The organism is Bordetella tumbae (assembly GCF_965139195.1).
Classification (GTDB): domain Bacteria; phylum Pseudomonadota; class Gammaproteobacteria; order Burkholderiales; family Burkholderiaceae_B; genus Bordetella_A; species Bordetella_A tumbae.
Map to the genome: position 1 here is coordinate 301,821 of NZ_CBCSJH010000003.1, position 20,354 is coordinate 322,174.

Genomic DNA, 20,354 nt, shown 5'->3' on the forward strand with positions numbered 1-20,354 from the left:
AATATCGGCATGCTCTAGTGCAAAAAATTCACCAATGGCAAAAGAGAACCTCAATGACCTGCGGGCATTTTTGGTCGTGGCCCGCGAGCGCAGCTTTACGCGCGCAGCCGCGCAGCTCGGCCTGTCCAGGTCGGCGCTGAGCCACGCCATGTCTGCGCTGGAGGCGAGGCTGGGTGTCCGATTGTTGACGCGCACAACGCGCAGCGTATCGACGACCGAGGCAGGGGCTCGTCTATTGAGTACGATCGGTCCACGGCTGTCGGAAATCGACCAGGAGCTCGAGTCGCTGAGCGCCATGCGTGAAAAGCCGGCTGGCACCGTGCGTATTACCGCGCATGACCATGCGATCGTGACGGTGTTGTGGCCGCGTTTGCTGCCCCTGCTGCAGCAGTATCCCGACGTCAATATCGAGTTCAGCGTGGACTATGCTCTCACCGATATTGCGGCCGGCCGCTTTGATGCGGGCGTGCGCTCGGGTGACCGGGTCGACAAAGACATGATCGCCGTATGCATTGCGCCAGCGCTGCGCATGGCTATCGCGGCGTCGCCTGCCTATCTGGCCGGCAGGTCATTGCCTGCCGTTCCCGATGATCTGACCCGGCATCGATGCATCAACTTGCGTCTGCCTACTCATGGGGGTCTATATGCGTGGGATCTCGAAAAGGACGGCCGCGCAGTCAATGTGCGGGTGAACGGCCAGACCGTGTTCAACAACACGTTTTTGATGCTGCGCGCCGCGTTGGACGGCATGGGGTTGACCTATGTGCCCTACGATCTGGTGCAGCCCCATATCGAGCAGGGCCGCCTCGTACCGGTACTGCAGGACTGGTGGCCGTCGTTTCCCGGATATCACATCTACTATGCCAATCGGCGCCAGATTTCACCAGCATTGTCGCTGGTGATTGAGGCATTGCGTTATCGGCCGGAGTGAATGTGATGGTGATCGCGCGTATGGGTTCGTTGGGGTTTTACCGCGTTCCTCAACCAGCCGGTTGTTCCACTTTTTCTAGTGTTTCGACCATCTCGTGGTCCAGCGCGCCCTGAACCAGATCTTCAGTGACGCGCAATTCCACACCGACCGGTGACATCTGCGCTGCCGCAGTAAACGGCGCGATAGGTGCCGGCGCAGGGCGCGTTTTACGGCGCATGACGAAATAGGCGGTCAGCCCGATATTGAGCACCAGGAATGCCCAAAATAGACCGGGTGCGCCCATTTTTGTCATGACGGGCGAGATCAGCAGGGGGCTGATGGCGGACCCGAGCGAGTTGATCAGCAACAGGCCCTGGATCATGCGCACTAAGGCATCCGCCGGCGCCCGGTCAGCCGCATGGCTCACCGCTACTGGATAAATGGCGAATACACCACCACCCAGCAAGAACAACAGAATCATCAATAGCGATGATGAGTTGGGCAGCAACAGGATCGCCAGAGACAGTATGGCGCAAGCAGCGCTCAGCACGATAAGCGTGACCTGGCGGTCCTTGAGGTCAGACCAGCGGCCTACCGGGTATTGCAGCAGCATCGCGCCCAGAATGACGATACTCATCATCTTGCCGATTTCGTCGACATTGAGGTCGATGCGCTGCAGATAGAGCGGCAGCAGCGTGTAAATCGCTGCGATGGCGACGCCCGAGCCAAAGCAGCCCATGACGCCGGTGGGTGTCATGCGCAGCAGTTGCCTGGGAGATAGCGGTTCGACACGTTCGACCAGGGGGGATACGCGAGGAATCATCACCATGGGCAGCACCGAGAGCGAGGCCAGCATGCCTGCCACCATATAGGGAGCCATGGCTCCCCATTGTGTGATGGTGCCGAGCTCCAGTTGTCCCAACATCCCGGACCCGTATAGGGCGATCATGTATATCGCCAGCAGCCGGCCGCGTATTTTCGGGTCGCTGGCCAGCAGCAGCCAGCTTTCGACCACGAGATAGACGCCGACGCTGGCCCAGCCGTTGATCAATCGCAGGATGAACCACGCGGTGTGGTTGAAGATCAGGCCTTGTAACAGGACCGTCACGGCAATCAGCGATACGAAGCCGCTGTAGGCCCGGATGTGGCCGATGCGCACGATCAGGCGGTCGTGAAAAATCGCCCCGATCGTGAGGCCCACAAAGTAGGAGGAGGAAATGATCCCGATGACAGTGGCTGAAGCACCGGCGGCGTCCAGCTGTAACGTGGTCAATGAGGAAATAAACGCGTTGCCGATACAGACAACAAACAAACCCAAAATGGGAGCCAGCACCAGGGCCAGCAACTGCCGCGACATGATGTCCTCGTAAGAAGCGACTGAGTAAAACACCTCACCCTGTTGGGGAAGACTGGGCGTAGTGGGGGAAACAAGGGAGGTGTGCTTCGCGAGGGGTCCTGACGCCAGGTGATCGGCCCGGCGTGCGTAGTCTGCTGGCTCACACGGCCTGTCAAAACGACGGGGATTGTACTGCGGCGGTGAAACGGTTGAGGCAGGCATACTGCGGGATGATGGGTCATTACAACGCTCCGGGTATTCGCCTCGCATTACACGGAGCTCAGTACGGGGGCTTGCCTCATCTGGCACATGTTCAATATACTCCCCACTAGTATATTTTTATGGCCATTTTTCGCCATGCCGCATTCCCCTGACGAAAAAAAGCGCGTGCTCGCACGCGTGCGCCGTGTCCGTGGACAGTGCGATGCCCTGGAGCGAGCCCTCGAGGCAGGGGCGGATTGCGGCCCCGTGCTGCAGCAGATCGCCGCGATTCGCGGGGCGATCAACGGACTCATGTCAGAAGTCCTGGAGTCGCATATTCGCGAGGGCTTTAGCCAGCCGTCCGAATCCGAGGCCCAATACGACCAACGCGTACAAGAGCTCTTGACTCTGGTCCGCACTTACCTGAAATAATCAATGCGTCAGCCAGACTGACGCAGTTTGCCTTTTCTCTTTACGGAGCTACCCATGAAATCACGTGCCGCCGTCGCTTTTGCCGCAGGCCAACCCCTGCAGATCGTCGAGCTCGATGTCGAACCTCCCCGTAAAGGAGAAGTGCTCATCAAGATTACGCATACCGGTGTTTGCCACACCGACGCCTTTACGCTGTCTGGCGAGGATCCCGAGGGTTTGTTCCCGGTCGTCCTGGGCCACGAGGGCGCGGGTGTCGTGGTCGAGGTGGGCGAGGGCGTCACCAGCGTCAAGCCAGGTGACCATGTCATTCCGCTCTATACCGCCGAATGCGGCGAGTGCCTGTTCTGCAAGTCGGGCAAGACCAATTTGTGTGTGGCCGTACGCGCCACGCAAGGCAAGGGCGTGATGCCCGATGGGACGACGCGTTTTTCGTACAACGGCCAACCCGTCTATCACTACATGGGCTGCTCGACGTTCAGCGAATACACGGTGGTGGCCGAGGTGTCGCTGGCCAAGATCAATCCCGACGCCAATCCGGAACATGTTTGTCTGCTGGGTTGCGGCGTGACCACGGGTATCGGCGCTGTGCACAATACCGCCAAAGTCCAAGAGGGCGATTCGGTCGCGGTATTTGGCCTGGGTGGTATCGGGCTGGCCGTGATTCAGGGGGCGCGTCAGGCCAAGGCAGGCCGTATCATCGCCGTCGATACGAACCCCGATAAATTCGGTCTGGCGAAGGTCTTCGGTGCGACTGATTGCTTGAACCCGAAGGACTTTGACAAGCCTATCCAGGAAGTCATTGTCGGCATGACCGGCTGGGGCGTGGATCATTCGTTCGAATGTATCGGCAACGTCAATGTCATGCGTGCCGCGCTCGAGTCCGCGCATCGTGGTTGGGGGCAGTCGGTGGTGATCGGGGTGGCTGGCGCCGGCCAGGAAATCTCGACGCGTCCGTTCCAGTTGGTGACGGGGCGCCGTTGGCTAGGTACTGCATTTGGTGGCGTGAAGGGGCGTACGCAATTACCGGGCATGGTCGAAGACGCGATGTCGGGCAAGATCGAGCTGGCGCCGTTTGTGACGCATACCATGGAGTTGGACGAGATCAATAGTGCGTTTGATTTGATGCACGAAGGCAAGTCGATTCGTAGCGTCGTGCACTACTAAGCCGACAAGAAAAGGCAGGCATTCGACTGAGTGAGCGAGTACCTGCCTATTTGCGATCCGGCGCCGCCGATGTAGTCATTCTGCAGGCTGCGATATTTTTGCATGTACGGTCGCTCCCAATGCTGCGCCATGTATCGCGAGATGTCCTCCTAGTTGCATGCTTTGCAACAGCTCGGCGCGGGTCAGTCCAAGCGCCAGTCCCTGGTTTATCAATGCGCGCACGGATGCCATATCACCGTGAGTAAAACACGCATGTAGAGCAAGGCGTACCAAGAGGCGTTCGGAATCGCTCAATCCTTTCTCGGGCAGTCCACCTTCTGCAAAATCCAGCAATACCGATACGTACCCCGGGTCTTGGCTGGCCAGGCGTCGTAGGCGCTTCGCCTGCTCGGGCCATTGTTTCTCGATGCGAACGCATAACGGGTCACCGTCGGGCAACGCAGGCAGAGGGGCTGCCTCATGCAGCAGGTCGGCTGCGTGCAGAATGGCGCTGACGCCCTGCAATGTCACCTGGTGCAGTACGTCGAAGATATCCGCCTCGCTCGCGCCGGCTTGCTGGGCGAGACGCATGTGAGTGGCCAGGCCTGGCTCGTATAGGTGGGTCGCTGACGCGTCCAGCGCCACGTAGATCAACTCGACCATGCGTGCGGACAGGGGGCCGGTCTGTGCCGGATAACCCGCGTATTCGGCGTAGTGAACCAGAAACGCCGGATTGGCTTGCAATAGGCTCTCTGTCCATGGGCGCCAATAACCCCGGAGCGCGATAAACCGTGACTTGATGGCCTCCAGGTCGTTCATGGTGCGCACAGTGTTTGTCCTGTCAGATATTGCGCTTTGGGGCCGGCGATAAAGTGCAGCAGCGGCGTCAATGTTCCGGGTGTACTGCGCTGCGTGATTGTTACGGCATTAATGCGCCGCCCAGAGGGACCCCATTCGCTGGCCAGAGTGGATACCAGCATTCGCGTTGACGCGAGATCGCCGGCGTGTTCCCAATCGTCACTTTCTTCGCTGGGCAATAACAGTGTCAGGCTGCCCGGCCGGTCGAGATCGAAGCGACGGGCAGCATCGAATGCTGCGTTCAGACGCTGCCCTGCCGGGCTGACCAGAATGGTTGCGTCAACGGTGGCAGGGTAGCCGTGAGCTAACGGGTCGCTATGCAGGCCGTTCCATTCTCCCTGCATGCTCAAGGACAGGGGCAGATCCGCCGGGATCAGGGCACGATGGGCGGGGGTATATGCCTGACTGCCTCCAAACACTGACGACCCGCCGTCCATGGAAAGAATGCCTCCCGAAATCGGGGCAGCCTGAGGACTGGCAAGAAATGCTAATGCGTAGGCCATTTCTTCGGGCTCCGCCATGCGTCCCAAAGGGATTTTCGATATGGCCTTTGCGGGATCGAGGCGTCCGGAAGCGATCAGTGCATCGACTAGTTCGGTACGCACGAATCCGGGGCACAGAACGCTGACGCAATACTCCGGATGCGCTTTAGCCAGAGCCTGAGTCTGTGCGATCAGGCCTGCTTTGCTCGGACTATAGGCGCCACGCCAAGGAATCGCATGCAGGCCGGCGCCTGAAGCGACGTTGACGATACGTGCCCCTTTGGCGAGCTGCCCTTGCAGAGCACGGACCAGGAGAGCGGGGGCGTGAAGGTTCAGCGCCAATAATTGCTGCCAATTGGCGGGATCCTGGTCAACGATCGGAAGATTGCTGCGATCGGTCATCCCCGCGTTATTGATGATGGCATCCAGCGTTGGCAACAGATGAGCCAACGCCTGGATTTGGTCTGCCTGAGTCAGATCGGCCGTCAATGCGAGATGAGGGCCGCCGGCAACAGCCGGCAGCGCATCACGTAGCGCTTCTATCGCCGCGGTGTTGTGATCCACGAGCGCGCACCGTATCCCGTTGCGGGCTAGTTCATGCGCCGTGACGCGGCCGATACCGCTGCCTGCGCCCGTCAGCAAATAGGCGCCCATGTCAGAGCGTCGTGAACGTAATGCCGCCGTCTACCACCAAGGCTTGGGCAGTGATGAAACGGGCCTCATCACTTGCCAGAAACACGATACCGCTGGCGATATCTTCAACGGTGCCCAAACGCCCGAGCGGGGTGCTGGCAACACGTTTCGCGTCGCGTTCCTCGTTGCGATTGCGCTGTGTACCTTCAGTGGGAACAGCCGACGGGCAAACGGCGTTGACGCGAATGCCTCGGCCGCCCAGCTCGGCGGCGGCTGCACGGGTAATACCCAGGATGCCGGATTTGATGCCCGAGTAGACCACGGAGAGCGGCGCCGATTTCAGGGCCGCTGTGGAAGCCACGTTGACGATGGCGCCGCCACGCTCGGGGTCCATGACTTCGGTGGCCGCCTGGATGCCCCAGATCACTGCCTTGAAGCCGATATCCAGCATCCGGTCCACCGTTTCCGTCATGATGTCCGGCACGCCCTGGTAGCGGACCCATGCGGCATTGTTGACCAGGATATCAAAGCGAGAGCCGTGTTCCGCAGCCATTCGTACTGCCTGGGTGATGCCTTCGCGCGAGGCCACGTTTTGCACGACAGGAAAAACTTTCCCTCCCTCAGCGGAAATGTCTGCTACTGCAGCGGCGACCAATTCCTCTTTCAGGTCATTGATCCCGACGAGGGCGCCGCGTGCTGCGAGCAAACGCGCAGTTGCGCGGCCTATACCGGCGCCTGCACCGGTGACGAGCGCAACGCGCCCAGCCAGATCTTGTTGCATGATGTCTTCCTATACAGATTGTATGTATGCCCGGCCGTTCTCCTGTGCCAGGCTGTCGAATGCTGCGCTGAGCTTGCGTACCGCTCGCAATGCACGGTGCAGCGGCAGTTCCCAGGTGAAGCCCATTCCACCGTGCAGATGGATCGCTTTTTCGATGACGAATACAGCGTTGGCAATGGCGCCGGCGAGAGCAGGACGCGTGTCGCGCGCCTGGCCGAACTCATCGCTATGGATGGTGCGGCGAACGGCAGCGCTCGATACTTCTTGCAAGAGCCGCATGCGCGCCAGCAAATGCCGCACAGCTTGTTTGGCTGACAAGGGGCGTCCGAATTGCACGCGCGTTGCCATGTAGTTGGCCGTCTCTTGCAGTGCGCCTTCTGCCGCGCCATTGGCGAATTCGGCCAACAAGATATGAGCCTGACGTTGTAATACCGACCAGGATTCCGAATCAAGGCGTGCCAGTACTCGTGCGTCTTGCGTTGCAATCCACGTCTGCGGATGATCCGGATCCAGCGTGGCCTGCTCCTCGCGCGACAGACCTTCGATGTCGATCAGCACCGCGCCGTTGTCATCAGCCACGAGTGCCCAGTCCGCATTGCCGTGATCGATACGAATCCATGCGTCATTCATAGTGCCTTGCCAGGCGATCGTCCCAATGCGCTCGCCAGCGGCCAGCGCCTGTCCTTCGGCGGAGTTGGCAAGCGTATGACCAAGCAGAATCTGCTCTGGCAGGGGAAATGGCAGACGAAGCCGGCCCGCGGCATGCACGATGGGTAATGCAAAGCTTATATCTAATCCCAGGCCTCCGTCGGCCTCAGCCGCCATCACGCCACACAGGCCGGCTTGGGCCAGAGTCTCTGCAGTTTTGCGCAGGTCCTGGTGGCTGAGGGCATCGGTGATCGCCGCATCGGCCGCTTGTGCGAATTCTTCTGGTTGCAGGTCTTCCATAGTCATGCCAAGTCCTTGGGCAGATTCATGACGCGCTGTGCAATCACGTCCAATTGCACCTCTGTCGTGCCGGCGTAGATCGTTTCGGCACGAGAGAAGAGATAAGCTTGGGTAAAGGCTTTTTGCGCCCGGCGAGCCAGTGGACTGGATTGCGGGCCGATTTGAGAAACCAGCGACAGGGCGAAACTGGCAAAGGCCTGATGGCATTCCGACCAATACAGCTTGGTCAGTGAGCCGCGCGCGCCGATGGATTCGCCTTTCGACAGACGGTCCACCGTGACCTCGACCAGTCCTTTCATCCCATCGATCTCAGCGATCAAATCGCCGACGCGGCGTTGAACGTAGCCATCGTCCAATACCCGGGATAAGCGAGCGTCGGATTTGCATGCTGCGATCAATTGGCGCAGTTCGCATTCGAATCGCCATGGACGGTACATGCGATTGGTGGCGCGTTCAATCGACAGCACACGAATGGCGGCGCTCCAGCCTTCATCGGGCGAACCGAGGCGAGCACTGTCGGGAACGACGACATCGTCGAAGAAAACTTCGGCGAACGATTCTTTACCATCAATGGACTTGATGGGCACGACGCGAATGCCCGGGGTATTCATGGGAACGGCAAACATCAAGAGGCCGCGATGCTTGTCCGCCACGGTGCCGGTGCGGGTCAGCAACAGGCAGTAGTGGGCCTTGGCCGCGCCGCTGGTCCAGATCTTCTGGCCGTTGATGCGCCAATGGTCGCCTTCCTGGACGGCTTTCGTGCGCAGGCGCGCCAGATCCGATCCGGCATCCGGTTCGGAGAACCCTTGGCACCAGTACTCGCGCATAGCCAGAATGGCGGGCAGGAAACTTTGTTTTTGCGATTCGGTGCCCACCGTCATGATGATAGGACCGGCCAGTTCTTTACCGATAGAGCTGACGCTCTCCGGCATGGGCAGGGCGCCGATCTCTTTATTGACAGCGAGGTGTTCGCGCAATGTCAGGCCGTGGCCGCCATAGGCTTTGGGCCACGTCATGCCGGCCAGGCCGGCTTGGTACATGGCGGCTTCCCACTCGCTGCTTTCAGCGAGCGTGGCGGCTCGCCAGTTCAGACTGTCGTTACGCATGAAGTCGGGAAGGTTTTTTCCCAGCCACTCGCGCGCGTGTCGGCGGTAAATATCTGGCCCAGCGGAGGGATCCGGCACAGCCACGTGTTGGTCAAGATGCATGCTATTCCTCAGCGAGCAGATGCAGAAACAGGGATCATCAACGCGTCGAGCACCACTGTGCCCTGGCCCTGCGGGCGGACCAGAATTGGGTTCATATCGATCTCCGCGATATCGTCGCGATGCCGATAGGCATATTCCGATAACCGCGCCACCGTGCGCGCTGCCGCAGCTATATCGGCTTTGGCTTGCCCGCGCGCCCCATCCAGCAGCGGGAACATCTTCAGTGAACGAATCATGTCCGCGGCTTCGTCTTCGCTGACCGGTGCGGCCTGCAACGCGACGTCTTTCAGGACCTCCGCGTAAATACCGCCCATACCGACCATGACCACTGGGCCAAAGACAGCGTCCTGAGAGATGCCTGCGATCAGCTCCGTTCCGCCCTGGACCATTGGCGCAACCAGTATGCCCTCGATACGGGCGTTAGGCACATGCTCGCTGACGCTATGGAGAATATTGGCGTACGCCGTTCGGACTGCTTCTGCATCACGCAGATGTAGTACAACTCCGCCGACTTCGGTTTTATGTGCGATGTCTTCCGAGACAATCTTCAACACAACGGGATAACTGGTCGATTCGGCAGCGCGGACTGCGTCCTCGGCGGAGGTGACGATGGTTTCGCTGGGAACGTCGATGCCAATCGCTGCGAGTGCTTGTTTGGCGTGATACTCACTGCGAAATACGGCGGGGTCGACCGGGTCGGCAGCCGATCGCGCCGGGATGTGGATCGGTGCATGCGCGAGCTGCCCCAGTTTCACCAACCCGGCCAGCCCGCTGGCCGCCGCGTCTATCGAAGGGAACACGGGGATGCCCAACGCATTGATCTGTTCCACCGCCTCGGCCGGGCCTTGGCTGATGATCATCAGCAGCCGGTCGGGATGACTGAGGCGTACTTGCGTGAGGGCTTCCAGGTAGACGCCTCGCAGCCGCTTGTTGTAGAGCGAGAGCGACAGCAGCAGCACCAGCGTGCTTTCAGCAGGATCCTCTAACAGGGCAGTCAACATCTTCAGCAGGATGTCGGGGCGGGCCGACATTTGCGCCGACGCATCGACAGGGTTGCCTGTGCTGGCTGTTGGTACGGCTTCGCGGATCCGTGATTTCGTCGAGTCTGCCAGTGCCGGCAATTGCAGGCCGGCTTCGCTCATGGCATCGGCCATCATGATGCCAAAGCCTCCCGAGGCGGCCACGAGTGTCACGCCGTTTGTCTGGGGCAGCCGGTTGGGCATCAAGAGCGACGCGGCATGACCGATGTCTATCAAGGCTTCGACCGAGCGGACGCGCAGTACGCCCTGACGGCGGAACACCGCGTCGAATACGGCGTCTGAGCTGGTCAGTGCGCCAGTGTGCGAGGCGGCGGCAGCCTGGCCTGCTGCGGTTGAGCCGATTTTCAATACGATCACGAGCTTGCCGCGTTCGCGGGCGATACGCAAGGCTTCAATCAAGCGATCGGCGTGGCGGCATGTTTCCATGCAGCACAGGATGATGCGCGTGCCGTCATGCTCGGCCAGCGCCGCAATCCCGTCTGCGACATCGACGTCTGCTTCGTTGCCCGTCGCGATAAAGCGGCTGACGCCCAAGCCGCGGCGGGCCACGCTTTGCATGGTGTAGCTGCCGACATTCCCTGATTGCGAAACAATGCCCACCTGTCCGACAGGAGGCATGTTTTCTTCCAGGGCAATCGAAAAGGACCCAATCAGCTTGTCGGCCACATTGACCGCACCCAGGCAGTTCGGCCCGAGAACACGCATGTTGTATTCCTGGGCGATTGCGATCAGTTCTGCCTGCAGCGCCGCGCCTTCGGCGCCCGCTTCGGTGAACCCTGACGACAATACGATGGCTGCTTTGACGCCGCGTTCACCGCATTCACGTAACGCAGCTGGCGTCGCTCCTGCAGGCACAGCCAGGATGGTCAGATCAGGTGCTGCAGGCGTTGCCAACACAGACTGGTATGCCGGCAATCCCTGAATCGTTCCTCCCTTGGGATTGATGGGATAGATGGGACCGGCATAACCGTATTTGATGAGCATGCTGACGGGGCGGCCGCCGATCTTGGTAGGATCATCCGATGCGCCCACAATGGCAATGCCCTGGGCTTCAAAGAACGGCACCAGACCCAGTCCTGGCCGTTGGGATGGTTGCAGCATGTTCAGCGCCCCTTGAACTGCGGCTGGCGCTTTTCCAGGAAAGCCATGCGGGCTTCCTTGGCGTCCTCGGTCTTGGCCAGCGCCATGGTGAAATCTTGTTCGAAACGATACGCGTCGCGCTGCGGCATGAGATCGACCATATTGGCTGCGCGTTTTGCGTAGACGACTGCCAATGGGGCTTTCGACGCTATTTCGTGAGCCAAGGCCAACGCTGCGGGCAACAGCTCATCGGGGGGGAGGACGTCTTCGAGGACATTGCGGTTCAATAAATCTTGAGCGCTGAGCCGCTGGCCGGTAAAGAACATTCTGCGCAGAGTCGAGCGGCCGAACAGCGTGCGCAACATGGACGCGCCGCCTGCCAATCCAACGTTAATCTCGGGCATGCCGAACGTGGCATTGTCGGATGCGTACATGATGTCGCACGCTGCCATCAAACCCAGCCCTGCGCCCAACGCGGTACCATTCACTGCCGCAATGACGGGCTTGGTGCACTCGCGAATCGCATTTCCGGTCTCACGAGTGATGCGATTGTGTTCCAGAAAGTCGCCAGCGATATCAGCGCTGGGGCGATCTTTCAGATCGGCGCCTGCGCAAAATACTTTGCCTGCGCCGGTCAGTACGGCGCAGCGGATGTCTTCGCGCTCTGAGATCTCATCGAAAATCGCGACGATACGGCGACGCATGTCGCGGTTCAATGCGTTGACCGGGGCACGATTCAGCGTGACGAGCGCTACCCCTTCGTTGACTTCAAGTGTGACGGATGTATCGCTCAATTTTGCGCTCCTGGTCTGAGGAGAACGCATGGCGAATCGCTTGGATCGGGAATACGCAGCATGAGGTCTCCTTATTCGAAATCACATGAGCTGCCAGGCTACGCGTCGGGCCAGCAGCGCTTTTTTTTGATTATATGGACGTGATTTGCGCAGATTTACATCGGAAAGGTTGGTTGTGTTCTGCGCAAAAGTGGCATATTCCCGCGCGCTCGCAGCCGATACGATATGCGCTCCGAAGCCCCTTCAAGGCCGTTCGAAATGGAGACAGACAAGCAGATGCAGATCACGCGCGTTGGACAATGTCGGGCCGCTCTGGGGGAGTGCCCAGTCTGGGACGCGGAAAACGATCGATTGTGGATGGCGGATTGCCGCAAGGGGTGGATTCACAGTGTCGATGTGCAGACTGGGGCAATGGAAACCTACGAATTGCCCGCTCCCATCGGGTCTTTCGCGCTCAATGCGGCGGATGAACTCGTCGTGGCACTGAAATCGGAGTTCGGGCTGTATCGATTGGCTGACCGGCGTTTGCGGATACTCGGTCATATCGGGGACAGTCATCCCAACCTGCGGCTCAATGATGGGGTGCCGCTGCCTGACGGCAGTTTTGTTGCCGGCACTATGCATATATTCCGGCAGCCAGGCGAGGAACCCTTAGGCGGATTGTTTCATGTGAGCAGACAGGGACAGTTGACGCGCCTGGCGCGAGAGTTCGGCGTAGTCAACGGGCCGGTGGTCCATCCGCTGTTGCCATTGTTTTTTGTGGCTGATAGCAGTCAGCGAAAGATCTACCGCTACAACATTGGGCACAACGCCGCTCTGAGCGATCGCCGTGTCTTTGTCGATACGGACGGCTTGGGGACGGCTCCAGACGGCTGTTGTTTCGATAGTAGCGGAGGGCTATGGACCGCTTTGGTTCACATAGGCGCCATTGCACGCTTTGACGCGGCAGGCGTGCTGACCGATCGTATCGATCTGCCAGTCAAGCATCCCGCTTCGCTATGTTTTGGTGGCCCCGACTTGGCAGATATTTTTGTCACGACAATCAGTGACAGTGGCCGTCTGAAAGCGGACGGCATGCTCGATGGTGCGTTGATACGCGTCCAGGGCAGCGGCTACCGCGGCGCGCCGCGGCCGCGGTGTTCTATCGGGATCTAGTCGCCATCTGCCGCTATGGATTTACCGTAGGCGGTAAATCGAAGCTCGTCTCCCGAGACATGAGAGGCCACAAAGTCCAGGAATAGCCGTATTTTGGCGGGAATCATCGCCGTGTCCAGTATGGTCGCGTACATGCCTTCTTCGAAGGTCGTGTTCGTCACACGGTAGTCCGGATACAGCCGGATCAGTGTGCCGCGCTCAATATCATGGTGCACGGTGTAGTCGTCGAGCAAGGCTATGCCCTCGCCAAGGCGGGCTAATTCCAATAGCGCCACGCCGTTATTGGTGACGTGCCGGGGTTTGATGAGGACCTCTTCAATGGCGTCAGCCTGCTTGAATCGCCAGTGATATTGATCACCGGGTAACAGATAAGCGAGGCAGTCATGCTCGGCGATATCGGCGGGCTGCTTGGGCAACGCGCGTTTGGCCAGATAGGCTGGAGACGCCACGAGATAACGTTCGCTTTTGAACAAAATGCGCCGTTTCAGACTCGCCTCTACAGGGGGCGAGATCCGAAAGTCTATGTCGAAATTGTTTCGTCTGAGGTCTGTTTTGGCTTCGGAGAGGACGAGCTCGATATGGATGTCGGGATACTTTTGCCGAAATGCCGCGACCAATGGTGGCAGCACGCCCAAACCGAACATCATTCTGGAGTGCACGCGCAGGATGCCCTTGGGCGCAGCGCGGATTTCCGTGATGTTTCGGTGGGCCTGGTCTATGTTCCAGAGGATGCCTTCCAGCTCGCGCGCGTATTCCTGGCCGGCTTCGGTCAGCACGACCTGGCGAGTGGAGCGCAGCAACAGTTTGACGTTCAGTTCACTTTCAAAATCCGTGATCATGCGAGAAACGGAGGTGGCCGAGACACCAAACTGCCGCGCGGTTTCAGAGAAGCTCTCTGTTTTTGAAATGGATAAAAAAAGCTCCATAGCGCGCAATCTGTCCATCATTCCTCCATTTTATGCATCACAGAACGCCGCTTTTCTTGTATTCCAGTAAGGGATGCCCGGCATCTAGAATTTCCTCAAAGCATCATGCGATTTTTGAGGAGGCATTATGGAATTCGGCGTATTCATCCTGGCGCAGCAGCGAGGTTACCACCAGTCGTCCAAGCAGGTCATCAACAATTCTATCGAGCAGACCGTGGTAGCTGAGCAAGCAGGATTCAATAGTGCTTGGTACGCGGAGCACCATTTCAATAACTACTCTCTGTCACCGTCGCCCTTGATGACTATCGCCCATGCGGCGGCCAAGACGCAACGTATCCGCCTGGGAACGGCGGTGTGTATCCTGCCTTTGTATCACCCGGCTCGTTTCTTGGCCGAAGTAGGTTTTGTAGACACGGTGTCGAATGGCCGTTTGGATCTGGGCGTCGGCTCGGGTTACCAAGAGTTCGAGTTTGAGCGATTCGGCGTGAAAATTGCCGAATCCGGTGCAATTTTCAACGAATTCCTGGATCTGATCCCCAAAGGTTTGACGCAAAAGATTTTCGAGCATGATGGTGAGCACCTGAAGATCCCGCCCAGCTCCATCGCGGTGCGTTGTCTGCAGGATCCGATGCCTCCACTGTGGATCACGTCGGGGAATCCGGTCACGTTGGGCAGAGGCGTGCGCGAGGGACATAACCTTTTCGTGACTGCGCTGCTCAAAGGCAATGACGGGATTACGGAATTGCGCGGACGTTTGGAAGGCGTCGCTCAAGCCAATGGCAAGGATCTCGACCGCGATGTGAAATTCGGTTTCTTGCGTTGCGGCTACGCTTCGGACAATAAGGCGGAGATCGACGCCTATCTGGATTGCGCCCGTTTCCAACGACGTATCTCGGAGAGCCTGAAGTATCGCCGTGCGCAGAGTGACGATGGCTATATGGTGAAAGAGGTCCCATCAGAGACTGATCCGACCTTTGAGCAACTCCGCCAAAACCTGCCGGTAGGTTCGGTCAATGAGGTCATCGACAAGATGCTGGAGGAAATCAGCATCTTGCGGCCCAAGCATATTGCGCTGCAAACACAGCTGGGCGATTTCGACCAGAAAACCATGCTCAAGCAGATCGAGCTCTGGGGCGACAAGATCATCCCGGCGATCCGTAAAGAGATTGAGCAGCCGGCAACGGTAGCCTGAGGAGGCGAATCATGCGGATATACCTGAGTAACGCGGGATCGATCAGTCTGCGAGATCCTGCCGATTTCAAACGCTTGGACGTGCTTGTAGACCCACAGCCTCAAGAACGTTTGGAACAGGCGATTGCGAGGGTAGGGCGTCGGGAGGATGATCAACATATTCGTCTGTCGCCGTCCGTATTGCGATTCCTGTCGCAGCACGCAGGTGACCCCGAGTGGGAGGCCGGATTTTCGGCCATGGTGCGATACGCATCGACTCATGGCTGGGTAGACGAGCGTGGCGACATTCGTGCGCATATGGTTCTCAACGAGCGCGATGATGTTGTGTCGTTGGACGATTTCAAGGCGGCTATGCGGGCGTTGCCTGCAGGCATCAGTGCGGTGACGACGGGTGACGGTGAAGCGCCGGCTGGATTGATCGTTTCCAGCTTGACGTCAATTTCCGCTGACCCTCCCATGGTGGGATTCTTTTTACAGCAAACGTCTTCGGCCAGAAACAGCCTGCTCAACAGCGGACGCTTTGTGGCGAACATTCTGGGCGAAGATCATGGTGATGTCATCGAGGCCTTTCTGAGGCAACCTCAAGGGACGCCGCGATTTTCACAAGGCAGCTGGGTCGCGGGCGAGCAAGGGGGAATGGTGCTCACCGATGCCGTGGCCAGTATTGAGTGTGAGATCGTGTGCACCGAGGTGCTGGGCACGCACGATTTTATCGTCGGCAAGATTCGCAAGACCTCGTGCCGTCAGGCGCAGCCGGTCATCAATTTCAATGCGAGCACGCATCGTATTGCGCCAGCGTATCTGCAGTAGCCCATCGCTAAACAGGGAAAGGCCCGCCGTTTTATCGGTGGGCTTTTTTTCGTTGGCGAACTGCCCCCGGACGTCACCGACGGGGGGCGCTGTTATCACTCCAACACGATGTGATTTTCGGTAATGACTTTACCCCAATAATCACGGTCAGCCTGGAGTTGTGCGTTCAGTTTTTCGGGGCCTCCCGCTTTTTCTGTTTGACCGTTGCTCACAAGCATCTTTCGAAAACTGTCGGATTGGACCGCTTTGATGGCCGCCGCCGAATAATCCTGAATGAGATTGCCGGGTGTGCCTTTGGGGGCGTGCAGGGCGGTCCAGTAACTGGCCTGCAATTGGGGGTAGCCCAACTCGGTGACGCAGGGAACCTCCGGCAAGGCTGGATCGCGATGATTGGTCGTCAGGGCCAGGATCCTTACCGCGCCCGATTTTTGATGATCGGCCAGCGCGATAGGCGTCATATAGGAAAGATCATTGCGCCCGGCAATGAGATCGAGCAGGCTGGTAGGGGTGCTTTTATAGGGCACCGATGTCAGCGGTATCCCCAGTGCTTTAGACAATATCAGGCCATACAAATCTGTTACGCTGCCCGGTCCCAGAGACCCATAGGTCAGAGAGCGCTTGGCACCCTGGGCATAGGAGACGAGTTCCTTGAGCGAGTTGACGCTGATCTTCGAAGAGACGGTGATTGTCAGAGGGCCGTCAAACAGCATGGCGACGGATTCAAAGCTATCGAATCCGTATGGCAGTTGCGGGCGCAGAAGAATGTTCAAAGAGACCGGTCCCGATCCCCCCCATCAGCAGTGTGCTGCCGTCCGCGGGAGCACGCGCAGCGAAAGTCGCACCTATGATGCCGTTAGCGCCGGGCTTGTTTTCAACGATGAACGAGCGCCCGAGTTGCGCGCCCATGCTTTCGGCCAGCAAGCGGGCGAAGTTGTCGTTAGGGCCGCCTGCCGCATAAGGAACGATCAACGTTACTGGCTTCGGCGCTGCCCGCAGCGGGCGGGTAAACATCATCATTGTGCCGGCCGTGATCAGGCTGCGGCGCATGGGCTTGAACATTGTCTCTCTCCTTGGTCTCGCCGCTGCTCATTGACTGTGCCTGGGGCACGAGAGCCTGGTGGGCGAAACGGTTCGACGCTTGTGCGCCGATTTTGGGTTGTCTCAGGAGAGGATGATAAGTTTTATCAGGGCGGCCGATTACCCCGTTATTGCGCAAAACAGTTCTGCGAAAGTGTCCGGGTCTGCCGCCCTATATCGCGCATTATCGAAGCGCCATGGCTTGTCGAGGCGTACTGGTGTGATGTTAGATGGGAGTCAGCAATGGCTCTCCAGCATATAGGCGGCGCGCATTTTCTAGAAATTTATCGACAGTGAGCTGGATGGCTTCGGGCGACCAGCCGGCGACGTGGGGTGTCAACACCAAATTGGTCAGGTCGAATAGTGAGGGCGGGACATGGGGCTCGTCTTCGTAGACGTCCAGGGCGGCGCCTTTGATGATGTCGTGACGCAGCGCATGTTCCAGCGCAGCAGTGTCGACTACACTGCCGCGGGCAATGTTGACCAAATAACCGTCGCTGCCGAGTTGTTTGAGTATCTCTGCGTTAACGAGATGTTGAGTGCCGGGGCCGCCGGGGGTGGCCACAACGAGAATATCCGCCCATTCGGCCAGTGCATCAAGCGAGGGGAAATACGTGTGTGCACCATCCGCGCGCTGCCGGCGATTGTGGTAGCCGATTGCCATGTCGAAGGCTTGAGCCCGTTTGGCGATTTTTTCGCCAATGGCGCCCAGACCTAGAATGCCCAATTTTTTGCCCGATACATGAAGCGGCCATGGGATTTCCGTGCGCCAGAAACCTTTGCGAGTGAGTTGATCCAATTGAGGAACGTTGCGAATCATGGCCAGTATCAGCGCCATGGTGTGGTCCGCAACGCAGGTGTCATTGGTACCCGCTCCATTCGAGGTAGCAATGCCGCGCTGTTTGGCATGAGCCACGTCAATTTTTTCGTAGCCCACCCCCAATGCGTGCGCCAGTTTCAGTCTGGGCAAGGCATCGATCTGTGCAGCAGTGAGCCCGATCGAGCCTATGCTCAGTGCGACTTCGATGCGATCTGCTGCTGCCGCGATGGTTTCAGCGGCCAGCTCCGGCGTGGGGGCGTACAGAACCTCGAAGTGTTCGGCAATCTGTTCTCGGTGCGCTTCCGAGACGGGGTTGAAGATGATCAGAGCGGGCTTTGAGGATGGCATATTGGATCGTGATGGCAATGGAGTATCGGACTGACAGTCACCTGAAAGTAGCCGTCGGACCAAGGATCGTCAATATGCCAAGTGTAGTGGACACGGCGTATTAACGTGAGTATCCATTGCGTAGGGAGACCACGACTGCCGGCAAGCCCGGGCACTGCTTAATTATCAACGATCAAAACCATATAACTGGGCGGGATTACTGACCAGAATGCGTTCGCGTGTCGAGGCATCGGGAATCCACTCGCAAAAGCGGTCGATCAGATTGCCGTCGTCTGGCATGACTGCGGGGGCAAACAATGCCGGATGCGGCCAGTTGGTCCCAAATACCAGACGATCCGAACGCGTTTTTACCAAGGCTTGGACAATAGGCGCCATGTCCTCATAGTGAGGCGCAGCCCCGGATGAACGGCGATACCAGCTGGAAATTTTTGTCCAGCAATCTTCGCGCTCGCGCAGGATACGTAATAGGGTCTGAAAGCCAGGGTTCTCTACCCCTTGACTGCCTTGTACTGCGCCCATGTGGTCGAATACCAGTGGTACGGGTATGCGCAGGAGCTCATCTGCGAGGGGCACCAGTTCTTCGATATTGGCGACGTGCACTTGAATATGCCAGCCAAAGTCCCGTATGCGTTCGGCCATCGCTTGCAGCCCTTGTGTACCGCCATAGCCTTTGACATGTGTGGACAGCCGTACACCGCGCATGCCGCCGTCGTGCAACCGGCGCAGTTCATCACGTGAGACATCTGAGGCCAGGCCTGCAATTCCACGGGCACGATCCTGGCCCAATGCCGCAATCACGTCGAGTGTCAGCCTGTTGTCGGTGCCGTAGACACTGGCGCTGACCTGTACAGTGCGTTGAATACCGATCTGCTCACACATCTCGAGGTACTGCTGTAGTGTGGCCGAGACCGGTGTATAGGAGCGCTGCGCAATCAACGGATAGCGTGCCGGATCCTGATAAACATGGCAGTGGCAGTCCGTGGAGTTGGGCGGCAACTGGTGGCGTGGCCGCGATGCGCTACGCTGGGGAGGCAGACATACCGGAGCAGAAGACGTGTCGTAATTGTGCATGGAGTAGGTAAGGCGTGTATTTAATCCAGGGGCTTGATGCCGGCCTCGGTGATGACGTTATTCCATTTCTTGGTTTCGTCGTTCAGGATGCGGTCAAAATCAGCACCCGTGCCAATCAATACATCCGAACCCAGCTCGCGGAATTGGCGTTGCACGTCAGGCTGGTTTAACACGTCCTGCACGGCGGCATTGACTTTGGTGATGATCTCGTTGGAAGTCCCTGCGGGAAATAATAGGCCGGTCGTGGTGCTGGCCTCAAAACCAGGCAAGCCGGATTCGGCCAACGTAGGCAGTTCCGGCATGACGCTGGAACGCTGAGCCGTGGTGACGCCTAATGCGCGCAGCTTGCCAGCCTTGATCTGGCTCAAGGTCGAGGCCAGTTGATCAAAGGTCAGATCTACATGGCCGCCGAGCAGATCGGCCACTGCCAGGCTGCTGCCTTTGTAGGGAACATGCAGAAAGCGGGTGCCACTGAGCTTTTGGAACAGTTCGCCCGTCAGATGGGCGGCCGTGCCTACGCCTGCGGAAGCCAAGGTCAAGGTATCAGGCTGTGCTTTGGCGTACGTGATGAACTCGGCCAAGGTCTTTGCGGGGACTTTGGGGCTGATGACCAGCACGAGTGGTGCGCGCGCCAGAGGGGCGGCGGCAGAGAAATCCTTTGTGGGCTGTAGTTGCGCTTGCGGATGCAGGGCGCGAACGGGTGCTAATGCACCGGTCGACCCCAGCAGCAGGGTGTAACCATCCGGTTGCGCGCGGGCTACGTATTCCGAACCTACGATGCCTGCGGCACCAGCGCGATTCTCCACGATGACGGTTTGCCCCAGGCGTTGGCTCAACCCACCGGAAATGATGCGCGCGGTGGCGTCGATGTTACCGCCCGGCGGGAACGGCACGACTAGGCGTACTGGCTTTTCGGGGTATTGGGCATGGGCGGCAACGCCGACGCAACAGGCCAGCATGGCCAGGGTCTTGAGTAGTCTCTTCATTTTGGGGTCCAGTTGATGGCTGGCTGGATGGCTTATGGGGGCTAGTGTAGGGATGAGCGATGATCTGGAATAGCGATGTTATTTGACAGATTTGATAAAAAAATTTGATGAAGCGCGGCCGGTC

20 protein-coding genes are annotated in these 20,354 nt (G+C 58.6%); 6 read left to right on the top strand and 14 right to left on the bottom strand.

Annotation, left to right across the window (positions count from 1 at the left end; all coding sequences use genetic code 11):
• The first annotated feature begins 34 nt into the window (after nucleotides 1-34).
• The gene (locus ACNA0J_RS06750; protein WP_415817689.1) at nucleotides 35-931 is read left to right on the top strand and encodes a LysR family transcriptional regulator; all 897 of its coding nucleotides are present in this window, start codon (nucleotides 35-37) and stop codon (nucleotides 929-931) included.
• A gap of 49 nt (nucleotides 932-980) precedes the next feature.
• Here the strand turns inward: ACNA0J_RS06750 and ACNA0J_RS06755 are convergent, their stop codons facing one another.
• Nucleotides 981-2,267 carry an MFS transporter gene (locus tag ACNA0J_RS06755; RefSeq protein WP_415817691.1) on the bottom strand — a complete coding sequence of 429 codons (1,287 nt, stop codon included), beginning with the start codon at nucleotides 2,265-2,267 and terminating at the stop codon, nucleotides 981-983.
• A gap of 336 nt (nucleotides 2,268-2,603) precedes the next feature.
• Between ACNA0J_RS06755 and frmR the strand changes: the two genes are divergently transcribed.
• Nucleotides 2,604-2,879 (top strand): formaldehyde-responsive transcriptional repressor FrmR, encoded by a 276-nt coding sequence (frmR, locus tag ACNA0J_RS06760; protein ID WP_094822875.1) that lies wholly within the window; start codon nucleotides 2,604-2,606, stop codon nucleotides 2,877-2,879.
• Nucleotides 2,880-2,933: 54 nt separating this feature from the next.
• Complete coding sequence (locus ACNA0J_RS06765; protein ID WP_415817694.1) at nucleotides 2,934-4,043, top strand: S-(hydroxymethyl)glutathione dehydrogenase/class III alcohol dehydrogenase; 1,110 nt, start codon at nucleotides 2,934-2,936, stop codon at nucleotides 4,041-4,043.
• A gap of 75 nt (nucleotides 4,044-4,118) precedes the next feature.
• On the opposite strand, the gene ACNA0J_RS06770 is transcribed toward ACNA0J_RS06765, so the two are convergent.
• Genes ACNA0J_RS06770 through ACNA0J_RS06800 form a run of 7 tightly spaced genes read right to left on the bottom strand, consistent with a single transcriptional unit; the run spans nucleotide 4,119 to nucleotide 11,846 of the window.
• Nucleotides 4,119-4,841 (bottom strand): carboxymuconolactone decarboxylase family protein, encoded by a 723-nt coding sequence (locus ACNA0J_RS06770; RefSeq protein ID WP_415817766.1) that lies wholly within the window; start codon nucleotides 4,839-4,841, stop codon nucleotides 4,119-4,121.
• Complete coding sequence (locus ACNA0J_RS06775) at nucleotides 4,838-6,016, bottom strand: SDR family NAD(P)-dependent oxidoreductase (protein ID WP_415817696.1); 1,179 nt, start codon at nucleotides 6,014-6,016, stop codon at nucleotides 4,838-4,840. The genes ACNA0J_RS06770 and ACNA0J_RS06775 overlap by 4 nt, the downstream gene beginning before the upstream one ends.
• A 1-nt stretch (nucleotide 6,017) precedes the next feature.
• Nucleotides 6,018-6,776 (bottom strand): SDR family NAD(P)-dependent oxidoreductase, encoded by a 759-nt coding sequence (locus ACNA0J_RS06780; protein WP_415817698.1) that lies wholly within the window; start codon nucleotides 6,774-6,776, stop codon nucleotides 6,018-6,020.
• A 9-nt stretch (nucleotides 6,777-6,785) separates the two neighbouring features.
• Complete coding sequence (locus ACNA0J_RS06785; protein ID WP_415817700.1) at nucleotides 6,786-7,730, bottom strand: acyl-CoA dehydrogenase family protein; 945 nt, start codon at nucleotides 7,728-7,730, stop codon at nucleotides 6,786-6,788.
• A complete protein-coding gene (locus ACNA0J_RS06790; RefSeq protein WP_415817702.1) occupies nucleotides 7,727-8,932 on the bottom strand; it encodes an acyl-CoA dehydrogenase family protein in 1,206 nt (401 codons plus the stop codon). The genes ACNA0J_RS06785 and ACNA0J_RS06790 overlap by 4 nt, the downstream gene beginning before the upstream one ends.
• 8 nt (nucleotides 8,933-8,940) lie before the next feature.
• Nucleotides 8,941-11,073, bottom strand: coding sequence for an acetate--CoA ligase family protein (locus ACNA0J_RS06795; RefSeq protein ID WP_415817704.1), 2,133 nt, complete (start codon nucleotides 11,071-11,073; stop codon nucleotides 8,941-8,943).
• A gap of 2 nt (nucleotides 11,074-11,075) precedes the next feature.
• Nucleotides 11,076-11,846 carry an enoyl-CoA hydratase/isomerase family protein gene (locus ACNA0J_RS06800; protein WP_415817706.1) on the bottom strand — a complete coding sequence of 257 codons (771 nt, stop codon included), beginning with the start codon at nucleotides 11,844-11,846 and terminating at the stop codon, nucleotides 11,076-11,078.
• A gap of 276 nt (nucleotides 11,847-12,122) precedes the next feature.
• Here ACNA0J_RS06800 and ACNA0J_RS06805 point away from each other — a divergent pair, with 276 nt between their 5' ends.
• The gene (locus ACNA0J_RS06805; protein WP_415817768.1) at nucleotides 12,123-13,001 is read left to right on the top strand and encodes an SMP-30/gluconolactonase/LRE family protein; all 879 of its coding nucleotides are present in this window, start codon (nucleotides 12,123-12,125) and stop codon (nucleotides 12,999-13,001) included.
• On the opposite strand, the gene ACNA0J_RS06810 is transcribed toward ACNA0J_RS06805, so the two are convergent.
• A complete protein-coding gene (locus tag ACNA0J_RS06810; protein ID WP_415817770.1) occupies nucleotides 12,998-13,945 on the bottom strand; it encodes a LysR family transcriptional regulator in 948 nt (315 codons plus the stop codon). The genes ACNA0J_RS06805 and ACNA0J_RS06810 overlap by 4 nt on opposite strands.
• 109 nt (nucleotides 13,946-14,054) lie before the next feature.
• On the opposite strand from ACNA0J_RS06810, the gene ACNA0J_RS06815 reads away from it, so the two are divergent.
• Together ACNA0J_RS06815 and ACNA0J_RS06820 are read left to right on the top strand one after the other, a co-directional pair.
• Nucleotides 14,055-15,119: an LLM class flavin-dependent oxidoreductase gene (locus ACNA0J_RS06815; protein ID WP_415817708.1), complete on the top strand. Its 1,065-nt coding sequence runs from the start codon at nucleotides 14,055-14,057 to the stop codon at nucleotides 15,117-15,119.
• Between the two features lie 11 nt (nucleotides 15,120-15,130).
• Nucleotides 15,131-15,928 carry a flavin reductase family protein gene (locus tag ACNA0J_RS06820; protein ID WP_415817710.1) on the top strand — a complete coding sequence of 266 codons (798 nt, stop codon included), beginning with the start codon at nucleotides 15,131-15,133 and terminating at the stop codon, nucleotides 15,926-15,928.
• Nucleotides 15,929-16,023: 95 nt separating this feature from the next.
• Here ACNA0J_RS06820 and ACNA0J_RS06825 read toward each other — a convergent pair whose 3' ends face one another.
• From ACNA0J_RS06825 to ACNA0J_RS06845, 5 genes are all read right to left on the bottom strand, one after another.
• Nucleotides 16,024-16,698, bottom strand: a complete 675-nt coding sequence (locus ACNA0J_RS06825; RefSeq protein WP_415817712.1) for a tripartite tricarboxylate transporter substrate binding protein — start codon at nucleotides 16,696-16,698, stop codon at nucleotides 16,024-16,026.
• Entirely contained in the window at nucleotides 16,655-16,987 is a 333-nt protein-coding gene (locus ACNA0J_RS06830; protein WP_415817714.1) for a Bug family tripartite tricarboxylate transporter substrate binding protein, read from the bottom strand. Before ACNA0J_RS06830 ends, ACNA0J_RS06825 begins: the two co-directional genes overlap by 44 nt.
• 244 nt (nucleotides 16,988-17,231) lie before the next feature.
• Complete coding sequence (locus ACNA0J_RS06835) at nucleotides 17,232-18,173, bottom strand: 2-hydroxyacid dehydrogenase (protein ID WP_415817716.1); 942 nt, start codon at nucleotides 18,171-18,173, stop codon at nucleotides 17,232-17,234.
• A gap of 165 nt (nucleotides 18,174-18,338) precedes the next feature.
• Nucleotides 18,339-19,244 carry an amidohydrolase family protein gene (locus ACNA0J_RS06840; protein ID WP_415817718.1) on the bottom strand — a complete coding sequence of 302 codons (906 nt, stop codon included), beginning with the start codon at nucleotides 19,242-19,244 and terminating at the stop codon, nucleotides 18,339-18,341.
• A 20-nt stretch (nucleotides 19,245-19,264) separates the two neighbouring features.
• Nucleotides 19,265-20,230 (bottom strand): Bug family tripartite tricarboxylate transporter substrate binding protein, encoded by a 966-nt coding sequence (locus ACNA0J_RS06845; protein ID WP_415817720.1) that lies wholly within the window; start codon nucleotides 20,228-20,230, stop codon nucleotides 19,265-19,267.
• Between the last annotated feature and the right edge of the window lie 124 nt (nucleotides 20,231-20,354).